The sequence below is a fragment of the Burkholderia sp. WAC0059 genome, assembly GCF_002870125.1.
Taxonomy (GTDB): Bacteria; Pseudomonadota; Gammaproteobacteria; order Burkholderiales; family Burkholderiaceae; genus Paraburkholderia.
The window spans coordinates 151,369-175,152 of the sequence record NZ_PNEO01000007.1 but is presented as its reverse complement, the minus strand read 5'-3'; the positions used below and the strand labels follow the sequence as shown (position 1 = coordinate 175,152).

Here is a 23,784-nt window from a genome sequence, read left to right as displayed (position 1 = left end):
GTTTTTCCCGCGAGCATTCAGCGATGACCAAATATGTTTTCGTCACCGGCGGCGTAGTTTCATCCCTCGGCAAGGGCATTGCCGCCGCCTCCCTCGCCGCGATCCTCGAATCGCGCGGTCTCAAAGTCACCCTCCTCAAGCTCGATCCCTACATCAACGTCGACCCCGGCACGATGAGCCCGTTTCAGCACGGCGAAGTGTTCGTGACGGAAGACGGCGCGGAAACCGACCTCGACCTCGGCCATTACGAGCGCTTCATCAGCACGAAGATGCGTAAGGCCAACAACTTCACCACGGGCCAGATCTACGAATCGGTGATCCGCAAGGAGCGCCGCGGCGACTATCTCGGCAAGACGGTCCAGGTCATCCCGCACATCACGAACGAAATCCAGGCGTTCATCGAGCGCGGCGCGGCGTCCGCGACGTGCGGCGAGCCCGACGTCGCGATCGTCGAGGTGGGCGGCACGGTGGGCGACATCGAATCGCTGCCGTTCCTCGAGGCCGCGCGGCAGATGAGCCTGCGCCTCGGCCGCAACAACGCCTGCTTCGTGCACCTGACGCTCGTGCCGTTCATCGCGACGGCGGGCGAGCTGAAGACCAAGCCGACCCAGCACAGCGTGCAGAAGCTGCGCGAGATCGGTATCTATCCGAACGTGCTGCTGTGCCGCGCGGACCGGCCGATCCCCGACGACGAGCGCCAGAAGATCTCGCTCTTCTCGAACGTGCCGCAGGACGCGGTGATCTCGGTCTGGGACGCGGACAGCATCTACAAGATTCCGCAGATGCTGCACGACCAGGGGCTCGACACGATCGTCTGCGAGGAACTCAGGATCTCGCCGAAGGCCGCCGACCTTTCCGTGTGGGCGAACCTCGTCGAAAAGCTCGAGCATCCGCAGCACGAGGTGACGATCGGCATGGTCGGCAAGTACGTCGATCTGACCGAGTCGTACAAGTCGCTCATCGAGGCGCTCAAGCACGCGTCGATCCGCACTTCGACGAAGGTGAACATCGAGTACATCGATTCGGAGCAGATCGAAGCCGAGGGCGTGGACAGCCTGAGGCATCTCGACGCGATTCTCGTGCCGGGCGGCTTCGGGCGCCGCGGCACCGAAGGCAAGATCAAGGCGGTTCGCTACGCGCGCGAGGCGAAGGTGCCGTACCTCGGCATCTGCCTCGGCATGCAGCTCGCCGTCATCGAGTTCGCGCGCGACGTGGTCGGCCTGAAGGACGCGAACAGCACCGAGTTCGATCCGAACACGCCGAACCGCGTGGTCGCGCTGATCACCGAGTGGTACGACCGCGACGGCAAGGTCGAGAAGCGCGACGAGGCGTCCGATCTCGGCGGCACGATGCGGCTCGGCTCGCAGCGCTGCCCGATCAAGCCCGGCACGATGGCCGCGCAGATCTACGGCAGGGACGTGAACGAGCGCCATCGTCACCGCTACGAGGTCAACAACCGTTTCGTGCCGCAGCTCGAGGCGGGCGGTCTCGTCATCAGCGCGCGCACGCCGAGCGAGGATCTGCCCGAGATGATGGAGCTCTCGCGCGACATGCATCCGTGGTTCGTCGGCGTGCAGTTCCACCCCGAATTCACGTCCACGCCGCGCGACGGCCATCCGCTCTTCAAGGCCTACGTCGAGGCGGCGCTCGCGTATCAGCAGACGCGCGTGGCGACGAGCGAGGCACCTCGCGTCAAGGAGCAGGCATGAAGCTGTGCGGGTTCGAGGTCGGCCTCGACAAGCCGTTCTTCCTGATCGCGGGCACCTGCGTGGTCGAATCGGAGCAGATGACGATCGACACGGCCGGCCGCCTGAAGGAAATCTGCGCGAAGCTCGGCATTGCGTTCATCTACAAGTCGTCCTACGACAAGGCCAATCGCAGCAGCGGCAAGTCGTTCCGGGGTCTCGGGATGGACGAAGGGCTGCGCATTCTCTCCGAGGTGAAGCGTCAGCTCGGGCTGCCGGTTCTCACCGACGTGCATGCCGAGGAAGAGATCGAGCCCGTGGCATCGGTCGTCGACGTGCTGCAGACGCCCGCGTTCCTGTGCCGCCAGACCGATTTCATCCATGCGTGCGCGCGTTCGGGCAAGCCGGTCAACATCAAGAAAGGCCAGTTCCTCGCGCCGCACGACATGAAGAACGTGATCGACAAGGCGCGCGACGCCGCGCGCGAGGCGGGGCTGTCCGAAGACCGCTTCCTCGCCTGCGAGCGCGGCGTGTCGTTCGGCTACAACAATCTCGTCTCGGACATGCGCGCGCTCGCGATCATGCGCGAGACCGGCGCGCCGGTCGTGTTCGACGCGACCCACTCGGTGCAGTTGCCGGGCGGGCAGGGCACGAGTTCCGGCGGCCAGCGCGAGTTCGTGCCGGTGCTCGCGCGCGCGGCCGTGGCCACGGGCGTGGCGGGGCTCTTCATGGAGACGCACCCGACGCCGGCCGAGGCGAAATCGGACGGGCCGAACGCCGTGCCGCTGAACCGCATGGCCGATCTGCTCGAAACGCTGGTGACGCTCGACGCGGCCGTGAAGCGGGCCCCGTTTCTCGAGAACGACTTTAGCTGATGCGAGTCCTATGTGGCAGCCTGCCGCATAGGCCGATGGAGGAGCACGCGGGCTGCCGGTCGCCGGATACCCCCGTCATCGGCAAATCCCGCCGCTGCACGGGGGCTGCGCGGGGATAGCCGGTCATACGGCTGACGCAGTCGTCGCGCAAGAATTCAACGTCATTTCCTGAGGAAACCATGAGTGCAATCGTAGATATCATCGGTCGCGAGATTCTGGATTCGCGAGGCAACCCCACTGTCGAATGCGACGTCCTGCTCGAATCGGGCACGATGGGCCGCGCGGCGGTGCCCTCGGGCGCCTCGACGGGCTCGCGCGAGGCCATCGAGCTGCGCGACGGCGAAGCCGGCCGCTACGGCGGCAAGGGCGTGCTGAAGGCGGTCGAGCATATCAACACCGAAATCTCCGAGGCGATCATGGGCCTCGACGCGTCCGAGCAGGCGTTCCTCGACAAGACGCTGCTCGAGCTCGACGGCACCGACAACAAATCGCGTCTCGGTGCGAACGCGCTGCTCGCCGTCTCGATGGCCGTCGCGAAGGCCGCGGCCGAAGAGGCCGGCCTGCCGCTCTACCGCTATTTCGGCGGCTCGGGTGCGATGCAGCTGCCGGTGCCGATGATGAACATCGTCAACGGCGGCGCGCACGCGAACAACAGCCTCGACATCCAGGAATTCATGATCGTGCCGGTGAGCCAGCCGACCTTCCGCGAGGCGCTGCGTTGCGGCGCGGAAGTGTTCCACGCGCTCAAGAAGATTTTGGCCGATCGCGGCATGAGCACGGCCGTGGGCGACGAGGGCGGCTTCGCGCCGAATTTCGGCAGCAACGACGAGTGCCTCTCGACGATCCTCCAGGCTATCGAGAAGGCCGGCTATCGCGCCGGCGAGGACGTGCTACTCGCGCTCGACTGCGCGGCGAGCGAGTTCTACCACGACGGCAAGTATCAGCTCGCGGGCGAAGGTCTGCAGCTTTCGTCGGGCGAGTTCACCGACTACCTCGCGACGCTCGCCGACAAGTTCCCGATCGTCTCGATCGAGGACGGCATGCACGAGGGCGACTGGGCCGGCTGGAAGCTGTTGACCGAGCGGCTCGGCAACAAGGTGCAACTGGTCGGCGACGATCTGTTCGTGACCAACACGCGCATCCTGAAGGAAGGCATCGAGAAGGGCATCGCGAACTCGATCCTCATCAAGATCAACCAGATCGGCACGCTGACCGAGACGTTCGCCGCCATCGAAATGGCCAAGCGCGCGGGCTACACGGCCGTGATCTCGCACCGCTCGGGCGAAACCGAGGATTCGACGATCGCCGACATCGCGGTCGGCCTGAACGCGGGCCAGATCAAGACCGGCTCGCTTTCGCGCAGCGACCGCATCTCGAAGTACAACCAGTTGCTCCGCATCGAGGAAGATCTCGGCGACATCGCCAGCTACCCGGGCAAGTCGGCGTTCTACAATCTGCGCTAACACGCGGCGGGCCGCTTCCGCCGTCCCTGGCCCGTCCTTCGATTCCCGTCGCCGCCCCGTGTTTCGCGCGGGGCGGCGCGTGTTTATCCGGCACCTCTCATGCGGCTCGTCACTGTCGTTCTGGTCGTTCTGCTCGTACTGATCCAGTACCCGCTCTGGTGGGGACACGGCGGCTGGCTGCGCGTGCACGAGCTGCAGCAGCAGCTCGCGCAGCAACAGCAGCAGAACGCGAAGGAAACGGAGCGCAACAACCGTATCGAGGGCGAGGTTCAGGATCTGCAGGGCGGCACGGCGGCGGTCGAAGAGCGCGCGCGCTACGAGATGGGCATGATGAAGGACGGCGAGGTGTTCGTGCAGTTCGTTTCGCCCAACGCGCCGCCGCCCGTGCCGAGCTCGGCCGTTTCGGAGATGTCGTCGCACGGCGACGTGTCGGCGGCGCCTGTCAGCATCGTGCCGAATCCGGTGTCGCGCGTGCCGCAGAGGCGCGAGCGCGCGCGCGCCGGCAACCCGAAAAGAGACGTGAAAAGGGACGCGAAGCGGGAAGCCGGACGGGATGCGAAGAAACGCGCCGCCGGCTGATCGCGGGCGGCGCGGCAGAAAAGGGCGGACAAAGATTGGACAGGAGCAGGGCGCAGCGGCGGGCTGCGCCCTGTTTCGTTTCGGCGGTGGATTCTCGCCGGGCGCGTCCGGCGCAGGCCCGCTTCTCAGTGGCGCTGGTCGGTCGCGCGCGCCACGCCTTCGGAAAGCCCGTTTACGACGAAAAGCTGGGCCACGTCGACCGGGTCGAACTCGTAGCGCTGGTTGCAGTACTCGCAGTGAATCTCGACGTGGCCGCGTTCCTCGATCACGCTGTCCACTTCGGCACGGCCGAGCATCCGCAGCATCGCGCCGACCTTCTCGCGCGAGCACGAGCAATGGAAGCGGGCCGGCGCCGGCTCGAAATGGCGCACGCTTTCCTGCCAGAAAAGGCGGCGGAACAGCGTTTCGGGTTCCTCGCCGAGCAGTTCGTCGCGCGAGAGCGTGCCGCCGAGCGTGCAGACGCGCTCCCAGGTGTCGCTGTCGAGCTCGGCCGGATGGGGGACGATGCCGCCGTCGCCGGGCAGTTTCTGCAGCAGCATGCCGACGGCGCGCTCGTCGCTCGCAGCGAGCCATAGCCGCGTGTCGAGCTGCTCGGAGTGGCGCATGTAGTGCTCGAGCACCGAGGCGATCGAAGGCAGCGGGCCGTCGTCGCCGTTCAGCGGGACGATGCCCTGATACGGCTGCTGGCCGGGCTGCCGGTTCGCGGGGTCGAGCGTGATGACGCAGCGGCCGTGGCCGCCCGCGTTGACCAGTTCGGCGAACGTGAGATTTTCGCCGAGCGTCGCGGCGGCTTCGTCGGAGAGCCGCGCGGTCGTGCGCAGCGAGAGGTCCGAACTGCACTGGACGACGAGCATCCTGACCGGGCCGTCGCCGAAAATCTGCATGATCATCGTGCCGTCGAACTTCAGGTTGGCCGACAGCAGCGCGCAGGCCGCCATCATCTCGCCGAGCACGGCGCGCACGGGGGCCGGATACGCGCGGCGCCGGAGCACTTCCTGCCAGGTGCTGCGCAGCGAGACGATCTCGCCGCGCACCGGGGCCGCGTTGAACATGAATTTTTGCAACTGGTCGTTCACAATCCTTCCTTCGTTGAACCTGTCCGGCGCCCGCGGGCGCCGGGGGCGTCAGCCGATCCGCACGAGCTGCGCCTTGAAATGTTCGCGTTTCCCGACGTAGCCTTCCGCTGCGCGACGCAGCTTTTCGACGTCCTCGTCGGTGAGCGCGCGCACCACCTTGGCCGGCGCGCCGAGAATCAGCGAGCGTTCGGGAAACGTCTTGCCTTCGGTGACGACGGCGCCCGCGCCGACGATCGAATGACGGCCGATCACGGCGCCGTTCATCACCACGGCCTGAATGCCGATCAGCGAACCTTCCCCGATCGTGCAGCCGTGCAGCATGACCTGATGGCCAATGGTCACGTTCGCCTCGATCGTGAGCGGGTAGCCGGGGTCGGTGTGCAGCACCGCGCCTTCCTGGACGTTGCTGCCGGTGCCTACCGAAATCAGCTCGTTGTCGCCGCGCAGCGCGGCGCCGAACCAGACGCTCGCGTTTTCCGCGATCTGCACCTTGCCGATGATGGCTGCGTTGTCGGCCACGAACGCGCTTTCGTGAATGGTCGGGGCGACGTCGCCAAGTTTGTAGATTGCCACGGTGTCGTGTCTCCTTTTCGTCCTGGGCGTCCTGGGGCAGCGCGGCCGCACGAAGCGGTTCGCGGACGCGGTGCAATGGAATGGCGTATTGTAGACGGTTACGCGCGTGGCCCGGCGGGGCCGCACGCCGGTACCGCGGATGAGTACCCCCGCGAACCCGGCCGGCAGGGCATGCCGGCAGCGATCTCCCCCCTTTTTCCATGAATGCTGTTTCTTCGTCCACCGGGCATCCGGCGAGTTCGATTGCAGCCGATGCGTCGGGCGCGGCCGGCGGCTGGCGCCGCGCGGCGCTCTACGCGTTGTGCCAGCGCCAGCCGCTCGCCAAGGTCGAGGCCGTGCGCGCGCTGCATGCGCGGGCGACGGCGGGCGACGCGTCCGGCTGGCAGCCGCAATGGACGCTCGACGCGGTGCCGGATTTGCCCGGCCGTCCCGCTCGCCCGGCGCTGGTCGAGCCGCGCCGTCTCGAGCGGCGCGGCATGGGGACGGCCGAGGGGCGGGCCGTGCTGCTGCACGCGCTGGCTCACATCGAGTTCAACGCGATCAATCTCGCGCTCGACGCGCTCTGGCGGTTTCCCGACATGCCCGAGTCGTTCTACGGCGACTGGCTGAAGGTGGCCGTGGAGGAGGCGCATCATTTCTCGCTGCTGCAGGCGCGTCTTGCCGATTACGGCTACGCCTACGGCGACTTTCCGGCCCACGACGGGCTCTGGGACATGTGCGAGCGCACCCGCGACGACGTGCTGGCGCGCATGGCTCTCGTGCCGCGCACGCTGGAGGCGCGCGGCCTCGACGCGTCGCCGCCGATCCGGGCGCGCCTGAAGCAGGCCGGCGACGACGCGTCGGCCGCGGTTCTCGACGTCATTCTGCGCGACGAGGTCGGCCACGTGCGGATCGGCAATCGCTGGTTCCGCCATCTGTGCGCAGAGCGGGGGCTCGATCCGCACGTGGCGTGGCGGCGGCTGGCCGAGGCCTATCACGCGCCGAGGCTGCGCGGCCCGTTCAACTTCGACGCGCGCCGCGCCGCCGGTTTCGACGAGGTCGAGCTGGCGGCGCTGGCCGCGAACGTGGATGCCGGATCGGACGGCGCGTAGCACGTTCGCCCGCGCCGTATCGGGCGCCCCAACCGCTTTGCGGCATTGCAGTAGAATGGCCGGAAACCCTTTCTGGATCGCGATGAACGCCGACCTGCACTGTCACTCCACGGTTTCGGATGGCCAACTGGCCCCCGCCGTCGTTGCGCACCGCGCGCATGCGGGCGGCGTGACGCTCTGGGCGCTCACCGACCACGACGAGCTGGGCGGTCAGCACGAGGCCCGCGACGCGGCGGCCGGGCTGGGCATGCAGTACCTGCCCGGCGTCGAGATTTCGGTGACGTGGGCGTCGCGGACGGTGCACATCGTCGGGTTGAATGTCGATCCGGACTGCGCCGTACTGGCCGAAGGGCTCGCGCGCACGCGCAACGGCCGTGCCGCGCGCGCCGAGGCCATGGGCGAGCAGTTGGCCGCGATCGGGATCGACGGCGCCTGCGAGGGGGCGATGCGCTACGTCTCCAATCCCGATCTGATTTCCCGTACCCATTTCGCCCGCTATCTCGTCGAGAGCGGCCGCGCGGCCTCGACCCAGGACGCCTTCGCGCGCTATCTCGGCGAGGGCAAGCCCGGCTACGTGGCGCATCGCTGGGCGAAGCTCTCCGACGCGCTCGCGTGGATCCGGGCCGCGGGCGGCGAGGCCGTCGTCGCCCATCCGGGCCGCTATCACTATTCGCCGCTCGAATTCGACGCGTTTTTCGGCGAGTTCATCGATCTCGGCGGCAAGGCGATCGAGGTCGTCACCGGCAGCCACACGCCCGATCAATATGTCGAGTATGCGAACGTCGCGCGCCGCCACGGCTTCGAGGCGTCGCGCGGCTCGGACTTTCACGCGCCGGGCGTGGACGCCGTCGAGCCCGGCAGCCTGCCGCCGCTGCCCGCCGATCTGAAGCCCGTCTGGGAACGATGGCTCTGATGCCGCGCATCGCGCGGCGATTCCCTGTCGTGGCGTGCCGCCGCGGCGCGCCGTCCGTCGTCCGCTGATCCCGACATGTCCCAGTACTTCCGGATTCATCCCGAGAATCCCCAGCCGCGTCTCGTCAGGCAGGCCGTGCAGATTCTCCGCGACGGCGGCGTGATCGCGCTGCCGACCGATTCGAGCTATGCGCTCGCGTGCCAGCTCGACGACAAGAGCGCGGTCGAGCGGCTGCGCCGCATCCGCGGGCTCGACGAGCGCCAGCTGCTTTCGCTGATGGTTCGCGACCTCTCGGAGCTGGCCAATTTCGCGATGGTCGACAATCGCCAGTACCGGCTGATCCGCGCGGTCACGCCAGGGCCTTACGTGTTCGTGCTGCAGGCGACGAAAGAGGTGCCGCGGCGCCTCTCGCATCCGTCGCGCAAGACGATCGGCCTGCGCGTGCCCGACCATCCGGTGCCGCTCGCGATTCTCGAGGCGCTCGGCGAGCCGCTGATCGGCTCCACGCTGATCCTGCCGTCCGGCGAGGCGCCGCTCAACGATCCCGGGGAAATTCGCGCGCGCCTCGAAAAACAACTCGATCTCGTGATCGACGGCGGCGCCTGTTCGCGCGAGCCGTCCACCGTCGTCGACCTGACCGGTGAGGCGCCCGTGCTCGTGCGCGCCGGGCGCGGCAGCCTCGCGCCGTTCGGCATCGAGGCTGCCGCGTGAGCGCTCGCCGGAAATGCCCCGGGGCGTGCGCCCTGACCGCATTGATACAATAGCCCGCTATGGATGCTTCGTTGATTCAGACGCTCGTCGTCTACGTTCTGCCGGTTATTTTCGCGATCACGCTGCACGAGGCCGCGCACGGTTTCGTCGCGAGCAAACTCGGCGACAACACGGCCCGGATGCTCGGCCGCGTGTCGTTCAATCCGATGCGCCACATCGATCCGATGGGCACGCTCGTGATGCCGCTGATCCTGTACGTTGCCACGCACGGCGCGTTCGTGTTCGGCTACGCGAAGCCGGTGCCGATCGCGTTCGACAACCTGCGCAATCCGCGCTGGGGCAGCATGTGGGTCTCGGCCGCCGGGCCGCTCTGCAATTTCGTGCAGGCGCTCGTCTGGGGCGTGTTCCGCATCGCGCTGGCCGTGCTCGGCGTCGAAGAGCCGTTCTTCACGCGCATGGCTGTGGCGGGCATCGGTGTGAACCTGGCGCTCGGCGTGCTGAACCTGTTTCCGCTGCCGCCGCTCGACGGCGGGCGCGTCCTGACGGCGCTGCTGCCGCGCCGGGCCGCCATGGCGCTCGCGCGGATCGAGCCCTACGGTTTCGTCATCGTGATGGCGCTGGTGTTGACCGGCCTGTTGACGAAATTCTGGCTGCGCCCGCTGGTGAACCTCGGTTACGACGCCGTGATCTTCATTCTTGGCCCTCTTGTGGCGCTCTTTTCATAACATCATGTTCCCTGACCGTATCTTTTCCGCCATGCGGCCCACCGGGTCGCTGCACCTCGGCCACTATCACGGCGTGCTGAAAAACTGGGTGCGGCTGCAGTCCGAGTACCCGTGCTTTTTCGGCGTGGCCGACTGGCACGCGCTCACGACGCACTACGAAACGCCCGAGGCGATCGAGAAGAACGTCTGGGACGTGCTGATCGATTGGCTGGCCTCGGGCATCGACCCGAACCAGTCGACGCTCTTCATCCAGAGCCGCGTGCCCGAGCACGCGGAACTGGCGCTCCTCATCGGCATGAGCACGCCGCTCGGCTGGCTCGAACGCGTGCCGACCTACAAGGAGCAGATGGAAAAGCTCAAGGACAAGGACCTCTCCACCTACGGCTTTCTCGGCTACCCGGTGCTGATGGCGGCCGACATCCTGCTGTATCGCGCCTCGCTCGTGCCGGTCGGCGAGGACCAGATTCCGCACGTCGAGATGACGCGCGATATCGCGCGGCGCTTCAACCATCTGTACGGTCGCGAGACGGATTTCGAGGAGAAGTCGCTCGAGGCGGCGAAGAAGCTCGGCGGCAAGCGCGCGAAGCTCTATCATGAGTTGCGCAACGCGTTCCAGCAGGAGGGCAACGAGGAGGCGCTCGAACAGGCGCGCGCGCTGCTGCAGGAATCGCAGAGCCTCTCGATGAACGACCGCGAGCGGCTCTTCGGCTATCTCGAAGGCGCGCGCAAGATCATCCTCGTCGAGCCGCAGGCGCTGCTGACCGAGGCCTCGCGCATGCCGGGCCTCGACGGGCAGAAGATGTCGAAGTCGTACGGCAACACGATCGGCCTGCGCGAGGACGCCGAAACGATCGGGAAGAAGGTCCGCACGATGCCGACCGATCCGGCCCGCGTGCGCCGCAGCGATCCGGGCGATCCCGACAAATGCCCCGTCTGGCAACTGCATCAGGTCTATACCGACGAGGCTACGCACGAATGGGTGCAGAAGGGTTGCCGCTCGGCGGGCATCGGTTGCCTCGATTGCAAGCAGCCCGTGATCCAGGGCATTCTGCGCGAGCAGCAGCCGATGCTGGAGCGCGCGCAGAAGTACGTCGACGATCCGTCGCTGCTGCGCGCGATCGTCGCCGACGGTTGCGACAAGGCGCGCAAGTTCGCGACAGAGACGATGCGCGACGTGCGCGAGGCGATGGGCCTGTCCTACACCTGAGCGGAGACGGGCCTTTTCCGGGCGAGGCGCGGACAATGAGCGGGCGATGACGGACGAGCCGCAGGGTCGGACCACTGAGCCGGTCGGCGCCCAGGCGGCACTGGCCGAGCCGTCGCGCTGGGTGTGCCACTGGGCGCATCTGGTGGCGGCGGGCGGCCCGGTGCTCGACGTCGCCGCCGGTTCGGGGCGCCATGCGCGCTGGTTCGCCGGGCGCGGCCAGCGGGTCACGGCACTCGAGCGCGACGCGGCATCGCTCGCGCTGCTGCGCGCGACGCCCGGCGTCGAGGCCGTCGAGGCGGACCTCGAAGGCGCGCCCTGGCCGCTTGCCGCCGACACGCGCTTCGCGGCCGTGGTCGTGACGAACTACCTGCACCGGCCGCTGTTTGCGCATCTGGCCGACGCGCTGGCACCCGGCGGCGTGCTGATCTACGAGACGTTCGCGCAGGGCAACGAGACCGTCGGCAAGCCGTCGAATCCCGCTTTTCTGCTCGCGCCGGGCGAGTTGCTGGCCGCCTTCGGGCCGCGCCTGCGCGTCGTGGCCTATCAGGACGGTTTTCTCGGCGAACCGCGTCCCGCGTTCGTCCAGCGCATCTGCGCGGTGCGCGAGCCGCCTCGCGCGGACGCCGCCAGTCAGGGACTTCCCCCATCGCGTTACGACCTGACCGGCTAATCCGCTACAATCCCGCTTTAACCGATTACATTGACTGACGTTTCATGGCTAACGGCACCCAGGATGGCATTACGCTGCGCGGCAGTATTCCCGCGATCGTCACTCCCATGCACGAGGACGGCAGTCTCGACCTGCCGGCGCTGTGCAAACTGATCGACTGGCATATCGCCGAAGGGACCGACGCGCTCGTCGTCGTCGGGACGAGCGGCGAGTCGGCCACGCTGACGGTCGAGGAGCACATCCTGACGGTGAAAACGGCCGTCGAACATGCGGCCGGCCGTCTGCCGATCATCGCCGGCTCGGGCGGCAACTCGACCGCCGAGGCGATCGAGCTGACCCAGCGCGCGAAGGCCATCGGCGCGAATGCGTCGCTGCAGGTCGTGCCCTATTACAACAAGCCGACGCAGGAAGGCATGTACCGGCACTTCTCGAAGATCGCCGAAACGGTCGATCTGCCGGTCGTGCTTTACAACGTGCCGGGTCGCACCGTCGCCGACATGACGAACGAGACGATCCTGCGTCTCGCGCAGGTGCCGGGCATCGTCGGCGTGAAGGAAGCGACGGGCAACATCGACCGCGCCGCGCATCTCATCAAGGCCGCGCCGGCCGGCTTCTCGGTGTTCAGCGGCGACGATCCGACCGCCATTGCGCTGATGCTGCTCGGCGGTCAGGGCAACATCTCGGTGACGGCGAACGTGGCGCCGCGCGCGATGAGCCAGCTATGCAAGGCGGCGCTCGCCGGCGACGCGAAGACGGCGCGCGAAATCCACCTGAAGCTGCTCTCGCTGCACAAGAACCTGTTCGTCGAATCGAACCCGATTCCCGCGAAATGGGCGTTGCAGGCGCTGGGCCGCATCGAGGGCGGTATCCGCCTGCCGCTCACGCCGCTCGACGCGCGTTTTCACGACGCCGTGCGCGGCGCCATGCGCGAGGCGGGCGTGCTGGCGTGACCGATAGCGCAGGCGCCTTTGCGTTAGCGATTTTCCTTTAACCGACGTCGACATCGGCCGACTCCCTGACGGGACAAGGCCCGCGTTCCAGCATCACGAAGGACCCCATGAAACGTTCCGCTTTTTCCCTCCACGCAACCCGCCTGGCGGTGTTGGCGCTTGCGCTTGGCCCGCTCGCGGGCTGCGAGTCGCTGAACGAGTGGTTCGCCTCCGATCACGTCGACTACAAGGACACGGCGAGCGCGCCGCCGCTCAGGGTGCCGCAGGATCTGACCGCCGGGCCGACCAACCAGCAATACGTGGCGCCGTCGCAGAATCTCACGCTGGGCGGCGCGCCGCAGCGCGACGTCACGGCGGCCGGCAACAGCGTGCTCGGCGTGCCGAGCGCGCAGGACCCGTTCGGCATGCACGTCGAGCACGACGGCGACCGCCGCTGGCTCGTCGTCGACGGGCGTTCGCCGGACGACCTCTGGCAGCCGCTGCAGGATTTCTGGCAGGAAAACGGCTTTGCGCTGACGACGAATTCGCCGGGCACGGGCATCATGCTGACCAGTTGGGCGGAGAACCGCGCGAACATTCCCGACGACTGGTTCCGCCGGACGATCGGCCACGTGATCGACTTCGCCTATTCGTCGGGCACCCGCGACCGTTTCCGGACGCTCGTCTCGCGCGGGCCGAACGGCACGGTCGACATCTCGATCACGCACAGCGGGCTGGAAGAAGTGCTGGCGGGACAGGACAAGGACACGACGCGCTGGGTGGAAACGCCGCGCAATCCGACGCTCGAGGCGCTGTTTCTCGCGAAGCTGATGCAGAAGTTCGGTCTGACCGATGCGCAGTCGAAGCAACTGCTGACGGACGCGCACCCGGCTTCTGTGCCGGCCCAGATCGTCGCCAACGACGGGGCGCCGACCCTCGATCTGTCCGAGCCGTTCGATCGCGCCTGGTTGCGTGTCGGCATCGCGCTCGACCGCACCAACTTCGCGGTCGACAACCAGGATCGCGACAAGGGCATCTACTACGTCCGCTACGTCGATTCCACGCAGGAGCTGAAAAGCAACGGCCTGCTCGGCAAGCTGTTCTACAGCTCGGCAGATCGGAAGCCGGGACCGGAATTCATGGTGAACGTGCGTCCCGAGGGCGACGGCCTGACCCAGGTTGCCGTCGTCGACGCGAACGGGCAGGTGGATGCGTCGCAGCAGGCGCTGCGCATCGTATCGGCGCTGCATGCCCAACTGAACTGACGCCGTGCGGTTCGCGAGCCTCGGCAGCGGCAGCGAGGGCAATGCGCTGGTTGTCGAGGCGAGCCGCGGAGCGGGCGCGACGCGCGTTCTGCTCGACTGCGGTTTTTCCGCGCGCGAAATGGAGCGGCGGCTGGCGCGTGCCGGCATCGACGCCGAATCGCTCGACGCGATTCTGATCACTCACGAACACAGCGACCATATCGGCAGCGCATTGACGTGCGCGCGCCGCTGGTCGCTGCCGCTTTACATGAGCTGGGGCACGGCCCGCGCGGTCGGTGCCGACGAGGCCGGTTTCGATCTGCGCGTGCTTTGGGGCGACGAAACGGTCGCGATCGGCGAGTTGGCTGTGCAGCCGTATACGGTGCCGCACGACGCGCGGGAGCCGCTCCAGTTCGTGTTTTCCGATGGCGCGAGCCGGCTGGGCGTGCTGACCGACGTCGGCGAATCGACGCCGCGCATCGGCGCCGTGCTCGCCGGCTGCGACGCGCTCGTGCTGGAATGCAATCACGACCTGCAGATGCTCGAGGCGAGTCGCTATCCGGCGTCGCTGAAGGCACGCATCGGCGGCTCGCACGGCCATCTGAGCAACGTCGCGGCGGCCGCCATCCTGGCCGGGCTCGACCGGGCGCGGCTGCGCCATCTGATCGCGGCGCATCTGAGCCAGCAGAACAACACGCCCGAACTGGCGTCGGCCGCGCTGGCCGCCGTACTCGGCAACGCGCCGACCGAAATCGGGGTCGCGTCGCAGGACGAGGGTTTCGGCTGGATCGATCTCTGATATCGGTAAAATAAAAAAGCCCGCGATCGTCGATCGCGGGCTTTTTGCCGGATATTACGCGGCGGCGGATGCGGCGTCGTGCCGCACCGCGCCAGACGGCAACCTTAGTTGCGGTTGCCGCCGAAAATGCCGAGCAGCGCGAGCAGATTCGTGAACACGTTGTAGAGATCGAGGTAGATCGCGAGCGTCGCCGAGATGTAGTTCGTCTCGCCGCCGTTCACGACGCGCTGCACGTCGAACAGCATGTATGCCGAGAAGATCGCGATGGCGAGCACCGAAACGGTGAGCATCAGCGCGGGCAGATGCAGGAACATGTTCGCGATGCCGGCGAGCAGGATGACGATCACGCCGACGAACAGCCAGCGGCCGAGGCCCGAGAAATCGCGCTTGCTGACCGTGGCGATCGTGGCCATCGCGGCGAAAATGATCCCCGTGCCGCCAAAAGCGAGCATGATGAGCGACGGGCCGTTCGAGAAGCCGAGGATGAAGCTGAGCAGGCGCGACAGCATCAGCCCCATGAAGAACGTGAAGCCGAGCAGCACGAAGACGCCGACCGAACTGTTCTTGGTGCGCTCGATGGCGAACATGAAGCCGAACGCGATCGCGAAGAACGCGAGCAGGCTCATGGCCGGGCTGCTGGCGGCGAACAGCGAGAAGCCGGTGGTCACGCCGATCCAGGCGCCGAGCACCGTCGGCACCATCGAAAGCGCGAGCAGCCAATAGGTATTGCGCAGCACGCGGTTGCGGGTTTCGGCCGAAACGACGCCGCTGCGGCCGAAGCGATAGGGATAGTTCATGCTTTCTCCTTGCGTGAAAGATGAGTGTAGCGCGAGTTGTATCGTTGTAGCAGCGATTGCGGGCCGCCGTTTTCGGCTGGTGCCGCAGGACCTCTGTCTACGTAAGATAAGCTCGAAGGCCGGGAGTTTCAATGTTTCGCCGCGCACTTCCCGTTCGTGTCGCGCAGGACTCGTTCGCGCGGAGCGCTCGCGCCGCTGGCCCACTGACCGCGACGGGGCTCTGCTAACAGGGAGCAATCGCAATGATACACGGGAACATGCTACAATTGCGGATTCATTTGAATCTGTAACCTCTTAATTTTTTGGAGTTTTTATGGCGATCGAACGCACCCTGTCGATTATCAAGCCGGACGCCGTGGCCAAGAACGTGATCGGCCAGATCTACAGCCGCTTCGAAAACGCTGGCCTGAAGGTCATTGCCGCCCGCATGGTCCACCTCTCGCGCGCCGACGCCGAGAAGTTCTATGCCGTGCACGCCGCGCGCCCGTTCTTCAAGGATCTCGTCGAATTCATGATCTCGGGCCCGGTGATGGTGCAGGCTCTCGAAGGCGAGAACGCGATCCTGAAGAACCGCGAGCTGATGGGCGCGACCGATCCGAAGAAGGCGGAGAAGGGCACGATCCGCGCTGATTTCGCGGACAGCATCGACGCGAACGCGGTGCACGGCTCGGACGCGGCGGAAACGGCGCGCGTCGAGATTGCGTTCTTCTTCCCGGAAGTCAACGTCTACTCGCGTTAAGCGCGAGCCGGCGTTTTTGCAGCATGGTGGTCGCGAACGGCAGTGCGTTTTCCCGGCACGAGCGAAACCGGGCAAATGCGCGTTCGCGCTGAAACGGCAGGAATGACAGGATTCGGCATGACGAGCACAACCGTCAACCTTCTCGATTTCGACGCCGAGGCGCTCGTCGCGTACTGCGAGAGCCTCGGGGAGAAGCCGTTTCGCGCCAGGCAACTACAGCGCTGGATTCACCAGTACAACGCCGCCGATTTCGACGGCATGACCGACCTCGCGAAGTCGTTGCGCGAAAAGCTCAAGGGGCGTGCCGCGATCGGCATGCCCGGCATCGCGAGCGATCACGTTTCCGCCGACGGCACGCGCAAGTGGCTCATCGACGTCGGCAACGGCAACGCGGTCGAAACCGTGTTCATCCCCGAGGAGGGGCGCGGGACGCTCTGCGTGTCGTCGCAGGCCGGGTGCGCGGTCAACTGCCGGTTCTGCTCGACCGGCAAGCAGGGCTTCTCCCGCAATCTGACGACAGCCGAAATCATCGGCCAGCTTCGCATGGCGGAGTTCACGCTGCGCGCGTCGTCGGGCGCGCCGCAGGGCGAAGGCAAGGGCGAGCGCGTGGTCACGAACGTCGTGATGATGGGCATGGGCGAGCCGCTTCTCAACTACGATGCCGTGGTGCCGGCCATGCGCCTGATGCTCGACGACAACGCCTACGGGCTGTCGCGTCGGCGCGTGACGCTGTCCACCTCGGGCGTCGTGCCGATGATGGACCGGCTCGGCGCGGAACTGCCGGTGGCGCTGGCGGTCTCCCTGCATGCGCCGAACGACGTATTGCGCGACGAGCTCGTGCCGCTGAACCGCAAATATCCGCTGGTCGAGCTGATGGCGGCCTGCGAGCGCTACCTCGAGGTCGCGCCGCGCGATTTCATCACGTTCGAATACTGCATGCTCGACGGCGTGAACGATACCGAGGCGCATGCCCGCGAACTGCTCGCGGTGACGCGCGACGTGCCGTGCAAGTTCAACCTGATTCCTTTCAATCCGTTTCCGGAGTCGGGGCTGCTGCGCTCGAAGCCGGAGCAGATCCGGCGCTTCGCGCAGGTGCTCATGGACGCCGGCGTGGTGACGACCGTGCGCAAGACGCGCGGCGACGACATCGACGCGGCGTGCGGGCAGCTTGCCGGCGCGGTCCAGGATCGCACGCGGCTCGCCGCGCGGAGCGGCAAGGCGGGCGCGAAACGGGTGATCGAAGTGCGCCCGGCGTAACCGGGCACGACCGGACGCGACGCGACGGGCGCGAGGGAGCCGCCGGCGGCCGGTAATTAATTGGTGAATGGGCGGTAAGGACGCAGTACAGTCCGTGGATGCGTAGCAAAGAGGGCGGTTGCGCCGGGGGGCGGCCGCACGGGAAAACATGGCGACGGTAGTCGCAGACGGCACGGAAGTCGTACATTTTGTTATAAACGGTCTGCGAATCGGGGCGTGAAGCAAGACGTCAGCCGGTTCCGGGATTGATAAAAGAATCGACGCAAGGATTTTGGGATGAGCGAGCCGCAGCAGCCTTACGGGACAGACACGAACGCAGGCCGTCCGGCGCAGGGCGCTGCGCCTTCGCAGGCGCAGCCCGTGGATTCGCTTGCTGCCATGGGCGCGCGCTTCACGCAGTTGCGCGAGGCGAAGGGCTGGTCGATCGACGACGTCTCGGCGCGCCTGAAGGTCTCGGTCTCGAAGCTGCGCTCGCTCGAGACGGGCGACCTCAGCCAGTTGCCCGACACGACGTTCGTGCTCGGCATCGTGCGCAGCTACGCGAAGATGCTCGACGCCGATCCGGCGCCGTTCATCCAGTTGCTGCGCCGCGAGCGCGGCATTCCGCAGCCGGATCTGTCGATGCCGGCCTCGGCCGGCGCCGACCTGCCGCGCGGCAGGGTTTCTCTGTCGCTCGGCGGCAATTCGCCGAAGCGCCATTCGTGGCTGTGGGGCATCGCGGTGATCGTCATCGCCGTCATCGCGCTGGCGATGTGGCGCACGAACAGCATCGACTCGGCGGCATGGTTCGCGCGCCTGAAGGCGACGGCTGCCGACGCGACTTCGGCGGCCCGACACGAAGCGGCGGCGTCATCGACCGTCGTCGAGGGACAGACGACGCCGGGCACGGCGGCCGGTGCCAGCAATGCGTCCGCGCCGTCGGCCGGCGCCAGCGATGCCGCGACGCCGGATACCTCCGCGAGCGCACCCGCGGCTTCCGACGCGACGGCGGCGGCACCGGCGGCGAGCGAGACGGCGACCGTGCAGCCGCAGCTGTCGGCGCCGGACACCGAAGCGAGCGCGTCCGCCGACGACGACGCAAGCGACGTCGCGGCAGCGCCCGGGCAGGCCCAGCCCGCGGCCAGCGAGCCGGCCGTCGCTGCCGTAGCGACATTGGCGGCGTCGGCGTCGGCGACGGAGGCGCCCGCCTCGGCAGCCGGTGCAGAGGCGGCCTCGGGCGCGTCGACGTTCTCGATCAGCGCGACGCAGGACACGTGGATCAGCGTGCGGCAGGCGAACGGCAAGGAAGTCTTTTCCGGATTGCTGCACAACGGCGACTCGCACGACGTGAGTGGCGCGCCGCCGTTGAAGGTCACGGTGGGCAACAAGACCGGCATCGGGTCGATGACGTTCGACGGCCAGCCCGTGAGCCCGTCGAAATACGCTTCGGCGCGAGGTAACGTGGCGCGTTTCACGCTGCCCTGATTCGGGTATCGTATGCGTCGCGGCCGCCCTCCGGGGGGCCGCGACGCTTTTTCAATTTCGCGTGCGCGGCAGTCGCGGCGCACGCGCGGCGATCAATGGGTTTATCGATGCTATCCGATTCGCAATCCCAATCCAGCAGTCAGGTCAGCTCGTCCGAGCCGATTCCCGGCGGCCATGCGCCGCGCCGCAAGTCGCACGCGGTGGACGTGCGCTGGGGCGGCCAGTTGGTGACCGTCGGCGGCGAGGCGCCGGTGCGCGTGCAGTCGATGACCAACACCGATACGGCCGACGCGATCGGTACCGCCATCCAGGTCAAAGAGCTCGCGCAGGCCGGCTCCGAGCTCGTGCGCATCACGGTCAACACGCCCGAAGCGGCGGCGGCCGTGCCGGCGATTCGCGAGCAGCTCGACCGGATGGGCGTGACGGTCCCGCTCGTCGGCGATTTCCACTACAACGGCCACCTGCTGCTGCGCGATTATCCGGGCTGCGCGGAGGCGCTTTCGAAGTACCGGATCAACCCGGGCAATGTTGGGCAGGGCGCGAAGCGCGACACGCAGTTCGCGCAGATGATCGAGGCGGCGATCAGGTACGACAAGCCCGTGCGCATCGGCGTGAACTGGGGCAGCCTCGACCAGGACCTGCTCGCGAAGATGATGGACGAAAACGGCGCGCGCGCCGTGCCGTGGGAAGCGCAGAGCGTGATGTACGAGGCGCTGATCCAGTCGGCGGTCGGCTCGGCCGAACGCGCCGTGGAATTGGGCCTCGGCCGCGACAAGATCATCCTGTCGTGCAAGGTGAGCGGCGTGCAGGACCTGATTGCCGTGTACCAGGCGCTCGCGAAGCGCTGCGATTACGCGCTGCACCTCGGGCTGACCGAGGCGGGCATGGGCTCGAAGGGCATCGTCGCCTCGACGGCCGCGCTGGCCGTGCTGTTGCAGCAGGGTATCGGCGACACGATTCGCATCTCGCTCACGCCGGAGCCGGGCGCGTCGCGGACCGGAGAAGTGATCGTCGGCCAGGAAATCCTGCAGACGATGGGGCTGCGTTCGTTCACGCCGATGGTGATTGCGTGCCCGGGCTGCGGGCGCACGACGAGCACGCTGTTCCAGGAACTCGCCTCGCAGATCCAGACCTATCTGCGCACGCAGATGCCGACCTGGCGCGGCCAGTATCCCGGCGTCGAGAAGATGCATGTCGCCGTGATGGGCTGCATCGTCAACGGTCCCGGCGAATCGAAGCAGGCGAATATCGGCATTAGCCTGCCGGGCTCGGGCGAAAACCCGGCGGCCCCGGTTTTCATCGACGGCGAGAAAGTGAAGACGCTGCGCGGCGAACGCATCGCCGAGGAATTCCAGCAGATCGTGAGCGATTACGTCGAACGCAAGTATGGCCAGGCGGCCACGCTCAACTGAGAACTGGGCATCACCCGATCGAATAATGACTGAACAGAAGAAAAAGCCGGAGAAGCTCTCCGGCGTGAAAGGCATGAACGACATCCTGCCGCAGGAGGCGGGATTGTGGGACTTCTTCGAATCGACGGTGAAGTCGATGCTCCGTTCGTACGGATACCAGAACATCCGCACGCCGATCGTCGAGCATACGCAGCTCTTCACGCGCGGCATCGGCGAGGTGACCGACATCGTCGAGAAGGAGATGTACAGCTTCACCGACTCGCTGAACGGCGAGAACCTGACGCTGCGGCCCGAGAACACGGCCGCCGTCGTGCGCGCCGCGATCGAGCACAATCTGCTCTACGACGGCCCGAAGCGGCTCTGGTACATCGGCCCGATGTTCCGCCACGAGCGTCCGCAGCGCGGCCGCTATCGCCAGTTCCATCAGGTCGGCATCGAGGCGCTCGGCTTCGCCGGTCCCGACGCGGACGCCGAAATCATCCTGATGTGCCAGCGGTTGTGGGACGATCTGGGGCTTGCCGGCATCCGCCTCGAGATCAACTCGCTCGGCCTCGCGCACGAGCGCGCGGCGCACCGCGTCGAGCTGATCGCCTACCTGGAAAAGCACGTCGACGCGCTCGACGAGGACGCGAAGCGCCGTCTTCATACGAATCCGCTGCGCGTGCTCGACACGAAGAACCCCGCGCTGCAGGAGATCGCCGCGAACGCGCCGAAGCTGATCGCCTTCCTCGGCGACGAATCGCGCGCGCACTTCGAAGGGCTGCAGCGCATCCTGAAGGCGAACAACATTCCGTTCACGATCAACCCGCGGCTCGTGCGCGGGCTCGACTACTACAACCTGACCGTGTTCGAGTGGATTACCGATAAGCTCGGCGCGCAGGGCACGGTGGCCGCGGGCGGCCGCTACGATCCGCTCATCGAGCAGCTCGGCGGCAAGCCGACGGCCGCGTGCGGCTGGGCGATGGGCGTCGAACGGATTCTCGAACTGCTGAAGGAAGAAGAACTCGCGCCCGAGGTCGAGGGCTGCGACGTGTACGTCGTCCATCAGGGCGACGCCGCGCGGGAGCAGGCGTTCATCGTCGCGGAGCGTCTGCGCGACACGGGGCTCGACGTGATCCTCCATTGCAGCGCCGACGGCCAGGCCGCGAGCTTCAAGTCGCAGATGAAGCGCGCCGACGCGAGCGGCGCGGCCTTCGCCGTGGTGCTCGGCGAGGACGAGGTGGCCAGCGGCGCGGCCGGCGTGAAGCCGCTGCGCGCCGGCGCCGCCGACGCGAAGAACGCGCAGCAAACGGTAAAACTCGAAGACTTGACCGAATATCTAATCAATGCGATGGTTGCAACCGCCGAAGACGGCGACGACTGATTGCGACGATTGCACGATGTTCGACGGCTGGCGCGGCCGGCAACAACAGCTTAAGGACAGGAAGGAATCGCTTCGCGATGAGTTACCACGACGAACAGGAATCGATCGAGAGCTTCAAGGCCTGGTGGGGGCAATGGGGTAACGTCTCCACGTGGGTCGCACTGGTCGTGCTGCTCGCCCTTGCCGCGTGGAACGGCTGGAATTACTGGCAGCGTCACCAGGCGGCCGGAGCCGCCGTGCTCTACGACCAGGTGCAGCAGGCCGCCACGGCCGGCGACCAGGCGCTCATGACGCGCGCGGCCACGGACATGGAAAGCCGGTTCAGCAGTACCGCCTACGCGCAGATGAGCGCGCTCGCGGCGGCGAAGACGCTCTACCTGGCCGGCGACGCCGCCGGCGCCAAGGCCCAGCTCCAGTGGGACATCGATCACGCGAAGGACGATGAATTCCGTCAGATCGCGAAGCTGCGTCTCGCTTCGCTGCTGCTCGACGAAAAAGCCTACGACGCAGGGCTCGCGCTGCTCGTGCAGCCTGCGTCGGGTCCGTTCAAGGGCGTGGTGGCCGACGGGCGGGGCGATCTGCTCGCGGCCGCGGGCCGGCGCGACGAGGCGCGCGCCGCCTACCAACTGGCGCTCGAGAACCTGCCGCAAGGCAGTGCGTCCGAACGTCAACTGATCCAGTTCAAGCTCGATGCGCTGGGCGGCTGACCGTCGCCGTCCGGCCGGGCTGCTCCGCTTATTTATTCAATCTCCATTCGTGTTTCGTTCACCGATGAATCTGCTGAAACGATACGTTGTGCCCGTTGCCTGCGCGATGACGGTTCTTGCCATGGCGGCCTGCTCGACGCCCGACCCGCGTCGTGCGCCGACGCCGTTGACCGCGTTCAAGCCGGTTCTCGACGTGCAGCAGGTCTGGAAGGCCAGCGTCGGCAAGGCCGGTCACTATCTGTTCTCACCCGTCGTGGTCGGCGATTCGGTATATGCGGCCGGCGCGAACGGCACCGTCGTGAAGATCGACGCGAGCACCGGCAAGGAAGTCTGGCACACACGCGTTCACGACGACCTGTCGGCCGGCGTCGGCAGCGACGGCACGGCGACCGTGGTCGGCAGCCTCAAGGGCACGGTCTACGTGATCGACGACAGCGGCAAGGTGCTGTGGCACGTCACGGCGCCGGGCGAGATCATTTCGCCGCCGCTCGTCGGCAATGGCCTCATCATCGTGCGCACGATCGACGGCCAGGTCGTGGCGTTCAACGAGCAGACGGGCGAGCAGAAATGGGATTACCGCAGCAGCGAGGTGCCGCTGAACCTGCGCGTGTCCGCCGGCATGACGTTCGCCGGCGACGACGGCGTGCTGGCCGGCTTCGCGGGCGGTACGTTCGCGGCGATCAACCTGCAGACCGGGGATGCGTTCTGGGAGACGCCGGTTTCGTATCCGAAGGGCGTGACCGAAGTCGAGCGGATCAACGACGTGAGCGGGCCGCCGATGCTCGTCGGCTCCGTGACCTGCGCCGTCACGTTCCAGGGGCAGTTGGGCTGCTTCGACGCGAACTCGGGGCACCCGCTCTGGGAACTGCCGTTCTCGAGCACGAGCGGCGTTGCGGAGAGCGACAGCACCGTGGTGGGCGGCGACGACTGGTCGGTCGTGCATGCCTACAACGTGACCGACGGCGCGCCGACCTGGACCAACAGCCAGTTGAAGAACCGCGCCGTCAGCGTGCCGATGATACTGGGCCACGCCGTGGTGCTCGGCGATTACCAGGGCTACGTGCACTTCCTCTCGCTCGACGACGGCACGTTCGTCGCCCGCGTGAAGACCGACGGCAGCCCGATCACGGCTGCGCCGGTGCTGGCCGGCAACACGCTCGTCGTGCAGACCCACGACGGCAATCTGTACGGATTGCGCCCGCGGCGCTAGGCGTCAGGGACAAGATGAGCGCGTGCCGGGCGCTCGACGGGCGCCCGGCGTGAAAGGCGCTCCGGCGCCTTCGGGGCTTTCCAGCGTTTTCCGGGCCGGCTTCGCGCCGGCCAGCCGTTTTTTCGGGCGACCGTATCGCCTGCATCGTCGGGGCCGTCCCATATTTTCCGGCTGTCGCGTGCCGTGCCGGACATGCGCGTGCGGCAGCCGATTCGTGATAATTTGCACTTTACCCGTTTGCCGCATGCCCACGCGGCAGAGCCGCGTGCCGCGCGGAATGCGTTTGCGCGGCGCC

At 67.0% G+C, this 23,784-nt stretch carries 23 protein-coding genes; 20 read left to right on the top strand and 3 right to left on the bottom strand.

The features are described 5' to 3' along the window. Positions 1 to 23 precede the first annotated feature (23 nt). From CY652_RS09505 to ftsB, 4 genes are all read left to right on the top strand, one after another. Positions 24 to 1,709 (top strand): CTP synthase, encoded by a 1,686-nt coding sequence (locus CY652_RS09505; protein ID WP_102130457.1) that lies wholly within the window; start codon positions 24 to 26, stop codon positions 1,707 to 1,709. After that, positions 1,706 to 2,560 carry a 3-deoxy-8-phosphooctulonate synthase gene (kdsA, locus tag CY652_RS09500; RefSeq protein WP_102130456.1) on the top strand — a complete coding sequence of 285 codons (855 nt, stop codon included), beginning with the start codon at positions 1,706 to 1,708 and terminating at the stop codon, positions 2,558 to 2,560. Before CY652_RS09505 ends, kdsA begins: the two co-directional genes overlap by 4 nt. A gap of 179 nt (positions 2,561 to 2,739) precedes the next feature. Beyond that, positions 2,740 to 4,023: a phosphopyruvate hydratase gene (gene eno, locus CY652_RS09495; protein WP_102130455.1), complete on the top strand. Its 1,284-nt coding sequence runs from the start codon at positions 2,740 to 2,742 to the stop codon at positions 4,021 to 4,023. Between the two features lie 99 nt (positions 4,024 to 4,122). Beyond that, the gene (ftsB, locus tag CY652_RS09490) at positions 4,123 to 4,602 is read left to right on the top strand and encodes a cell division protein FtsB (RefSeq protein ID WP_102130454.1); all 480 of its coding nucleotides are present in this window, start codon (positions 4,123 to 4,125) and stop codon (positions 4,600 to 4,602) included. A 125-nt stretch (positions 4,603 to 4,727) separates the two neighbouring features. Here ftsB and hslO read toward each other — a convergent pair whose 3' ends face one another. Beyond that, the gene (gene hslO, locus CY652_RS09485) at positions 4,728 to 5,678 is read right to left on the bottom strand and encodes an Hsp33 family molecular chaperone HslO (protein ID WP_102130453.1); all 951 of its coding nucleotides are present in this window, start codon (positions 5,676 to 5,678) and stop codon (positions 4,728 to 4,730) included. 48 nt (positions 5,679 to 5,726) lie between these two features. After that, a complete protein-coding gene (locus CY652_RS09480) occupies positions 5,727 to 6,251 on the bottom strand; it encodes a gamma carbonic anhydrase family protein (protein ID WP_102130452.1) in 525 nt (174 codons plus the stop codon). Between the two features lie 200 nt (positions 6,252 to 6,451). Here CY652_RS09480 and CY652_RS09475 point away from each other — a divergent pair, with 200 nt between their 5' ends. From CY652_RS09475 to CY652_RS09435, 9 genes are all read left to right on the top strand, one after another. Continuing rightward, positions 6,452 to 7,342: a ferritin-like domain-containing protein gene (locus tag CY652_RS09475; protein WP_102130451.1), complete on the top strand. Its 891-nt coding sequence runs from the start codon at positions 6,452 to 6,454 to the stop codon at positions 7,340 to 7,342. An 82-nt stretch (positions 7,343 to 7,424) separates the two neighbouring features. Next, positions 7,425 to 8,255, top strand: coding sequence for a 3',5'-nucleoside bisphosphate phosphatase (locus CY652_RS09470; RefSeq protein WP_102130516.1), 831 nt, complete (start codon positions 7,425 to 7,427; stop codon positions 8,253 to 8,255). A gap of 75 nt (positions 8,256 to 8,330) precedes the next feature. Beyond that, positions 8,331 to 8,966 carry an L-threonylcarbamoyladenylate synthase gene (locus tag CY652_RS09465; protein ID WP_102130450.1) on the top strand — a complete coding sequence of 212 codons (636 nt, stop codon included), beginning with the start codon at positions 8,331 to 8,333 and terminating at the stop codon, positions 8,964 to 8,966. 59 nt (positions 8,967 to 9,025) lie between these two features. Continuing rightward, on the top strand, positions 9,026 to 9,691 hold the full coding sequence (locus CY652_RS09460; protein ID WP_102130449.1) for a site-2 protease family protein: 666 nt from the start codon (positions 9,026 to 9,028) through the stop codon (positions 9,689 to 9,691). A gap of 4 nt (positions 9,692 to 9,695) precedes the next feature. Then, entirely contained in the window at positions 9,696 to 10,898 is a 1,203-nt protein-coding gene (locus tag CY652_RS09455) for a tryptophan--tRNA ligase (RefSeq protein WP_102130448.1), read from the top strand. 46 nt (positions 10,899 to 10,944) lie between these two features. Then, positions 10,945 to 11,568 carry a class I SAM-dependent methyltransferase gene (locus CY652_RS09450; RefSeq protein ID WP_102130447.1) on the top strand — a complete coding sequence of 208 codons (624 nt, stop codon included), beginning with the start codon at positions 10,945 to 10,947 and terminating at the stop codon, positions 11,566 to 11,568. A gap of 44 nt (positions 11,569 to 11,612) precedes the next feature. Continuing rightward, entirely contained in the window at positions 11,613 to 12,518 is a 906-nt protein-coding gene (dapA, locus tag CY652_RS09445) for a 4-hydroxy-tetrahydrodipicolinate synthase (RefSeq protein ID WP_102130446.1), read from the top strand. Between the two features lie 107 nt (positions 12,519 to 12,625). Further along, entirely contained in the window at positions 12,626 to 13,762 is a 1,137-nt protein-coding gene (gene bamC / locus CY652_RS09440) for an outer membrane protein assembly factor BamC (protein ID WP_102130445.1), read from the top strand. A 4-nt stretch (positions 13,763 to 13,766) separates the two neighbouring features. Continuing rightward, positions 13,767 to 14,540 (top strand): MBL fold metallo-hydrolase, encoded by a 774-nt coding sequence (locus tag CY652_RS09435; protein WP_102130444.1) that lies wholly within the window; start codon positions 13,767 to 13,769, stop codon positions 14,538 to 14,540. 104 nt (positions 14,541 to 14,644) lie between these two features. Here CY652_RS09435 and CY652_RS09430 read toward each other — a convergent pair whose 3' ends face one another. Further along, positions 14,645 to 15,337: a Bax inhibitor-1/YccA family protein gene (locus CY652_RS09430; protein WP_102130443.1), complete on the bottom strand. Its 693-nt coding sequence runs from the start codon at positions 15,335 to 15,337 to the stop codon at positions 14,645 to 14,647. Positions 15,338 to 15,650: 313 nt separating this feature from the next. On the opposite strand from CY652_RS09430, the gene ndk reads away from it, so the two are divergent. The 7 genes from ndk to bamB all read left to right on the top strand — a co-directional run bounded on the left by ndk (position 15,651) and on the right by bamB (position 23,489). Next, entirely contained in the window at positions 15,651 to 16,076 is a 426-nt protein-coding gene (gene ndk / locus CY652_RS09425) for a nucleoside-diphosphate kinase (RefSeq protein WP_102130442.1), read from the top strand. 117 nt (positions 16,077 to 16,193) lie between these two features. After that, positions 16,194 to 17,333, top strand: coding sequence for a 23S rRNA (adenine(2503)-C(2))-methyltransferase RlmN (rlmN, locus tag CY652_RS09420; RefSeq protein ID WP_102130441.1), 1,140 nt, complete (start codon positions 16,194 to 16,196; stop codon positions 17,331 to 17,333). Between the two features lie 276 nt (positions 17,334 to 17,609). Then, a complete protein-coding gene (locus tag CY652_RS09415; RefSeq protein ID WP_102130440.1) occupies positions 17,610 to 18,797 on the top strand; it encodes a helix-turn-helix domain-containing protein in 1,188 nt (395 codons plus the stop codon). A gap of 95 nt (positions 18,798 to 18,892) precedes the next feature. Next, a complete protein-coding gene (gene ispG, locus CY652_RS09410; protein WP_102130439.1) occupies positions 18,893 to 20,209 on the top strand; it encodes a flavodoxin-dependent (E)-4-hydroxy-3-methylbut-2-enyl-diphosphate synthase in 1,317 nt (438 codons plus the stop codon). Between the two features lie 25 nt (positions 20,210 to 20,234). Continuing rightward, positions 20,235 to 21,572, top strand: a complete 1,338-nt coding sequence (gene hisS, locus CY652_RS09405) for a histidine--tRNA ligase (protein WP_102130438.1) — start codon at positions 20,235 to 20,237, stop codon at positions 21,570 to 21,572. A 77-nt stretch (positions 21,573 to 21,649) separates the two neighbouring features. Beyond that, on the top strand, positions 21,650 to 22,279 hold the full coding sequence (locus tag CY652_RS09400) for a tetratricopeptide repeat protein (RefSeq protein WP_102130437.1): 630 nt from the start codon (positions 21,650 to 21,652) through the stop codon (positions 22,277 to 22,279). A 64-nt stretch (positions 22,280 to 22,343) separates the two neighbouring features. Further along, entirely contained in the window at positions 22,344 to 23,489 is a 1,146-nt protein-coding gene (bamB, locus tag CY652_RS09395) for an outer membrane protein assembly factor BamB (RefSeq protein WP_102130436.1), read from the top strand. The last annotated feature ends 295 nt before the right edge of the window (positions 23,490 to 23,784 follow it).